Annotated in this window: 2 protein-coding genes and 1 pseudogene; all 3 read left to right on the top strand. The window is 61.6% G+C overall.

What is annotated here, in order from left to right:
- Positions 1 to 602 (top strand): hypothetical protein (locus RZA67_RS16360; RefSeq protein ID WP_317214113.1); only part of this gene is annotated, 602 nt, incomplete at its 5' end.
- Complete coding sequence (locus tag RZA67_RS16355) at positions 599 to 1,000, top strand: hypothetical protein (protein WP_317214112.1); 402 nt, start codon at positions 599 to 601, stop codon at positions 998 to 1,000. The genes RZA67_RS16360 and RZA67_RS16355, both read left to right, overlap by 4 nt.
- A gap of 31 nt (positions 1,001 to 1,031) precedes the next feature.
- Positions 1,032 to 1,215, top strand: a pseudogene (locus tag RZA67_RS16350) (hypothetical protein); the annotation flags it as partial.

Raw genomic sequence — 1,215 nt, 5'->3', positions numbered from 1 at the left:
TCGATCCGAGCAATCCGGTGATCATCGATGATGCGGACCCGAACAATCCGACGGTCAAGGACCCGACGGTGCTGGACAACATCGGCGGTGTCAGCGTGGGCGTGGATGGCGACGGGATCAAGCTGGGCGGGACGCGGATTGATCTGGATCAGTTGTGTGGGCCGGGTAACAAGTACTGCATGACCAACCCTGACAAAAGCTTGAAGCTGGACGCTCAAGGACACGTGCAGTGGGATGCGGAAAAGGCCGGAATGAGCCTGAGTGCCTTCCTGCAGACGCCCGATGGCAAGGCGATGCGCGGACTGACAGGTGGCATTCAAGGCATCGAGGGCACCCTTGCCGGTGTTCCTTACGCAAGCGGGGCCTGGCAGGATCGTCTGATCGAGTTCTTTGCAGGCCCCCACGATTACCTTGGTGGTCAAGCGGTCGGGCTGTATGACGCCGAGGGCAACGCAGTGCGGGGGCGTTCGCCTACGCTGCAGAACATTCACAACACCTGGAGCGTGGTTGCGATTCCTGTAGCCGCTCCGTTTGCAATGGCCAAGGGTCTGCCACCGGGTGTGTGGCAGGCAATTACCAAATTCATTGAGGCGGCACCATGATGAGCTTTCTTACCAGAATCGCAGTGCTGATGGCGCCGATTGCGTTGACAGGATGTCTGATCGGCAACGGACGTATCTGTGGTCCGCAGACGCCGACCGCCTACTGTGACAAGGAAGCCTACCAACGGCTCGTTCATCCGACGCCGCTGCGGGACTACTGGCAGCATCCCTCGCGCCCGCAGGCGGAGCGGCAACAGGACTGGATTGCCTGCGGCGGGGACGATGTTGGCAGTTACAGCAACCCGTCAGCAGGCAGTGGTGCTGAGGTCGCCAGGCGCTCAAGCGAAAAGCATCACGGCATCCAGCGCTGCATGATGGCCAAAGGCTACGTTTACGAAGGTGCCTGCGATACCTCCGTGCGCATGCAGTATCCGGCCTGTCAGGCCCGGTCTAGATGAGACGAATCAGATTACTGACGGCAACGCGCACGTGGCCAGCACCGGCAAGAACGTCGAACAGACGCTGGCTGGGCTGGAGCGTGGTGTGCTCAGCAGTGATGATGCCAACGGCCTGGTGCGTACCTGGGACCCGGTGGCGCTGGCGGCGAAGGTGCAGGCTGAAGCACAGATCACGGCGGCCGCCTCCCAGCAGGCGCACGCTGCGGTTGGCAGCT

Origin of the sequence: Stenotrophomonas sp. C3(2023) (genome assembly GCF_032911385.1) — a bacterium.
Taxonomy (GTDB): Bacteria; Pseudomonadota; Gammaproteobacteria; order Xanthomonadales; family Xanthomonadaceae; genus Stenotrophomonas.
The sequence above is the reverse complement of the archived record's forward strand: the minus strand, read 5'-3'. Positions and strand labels throughout refer to the sequence as shown.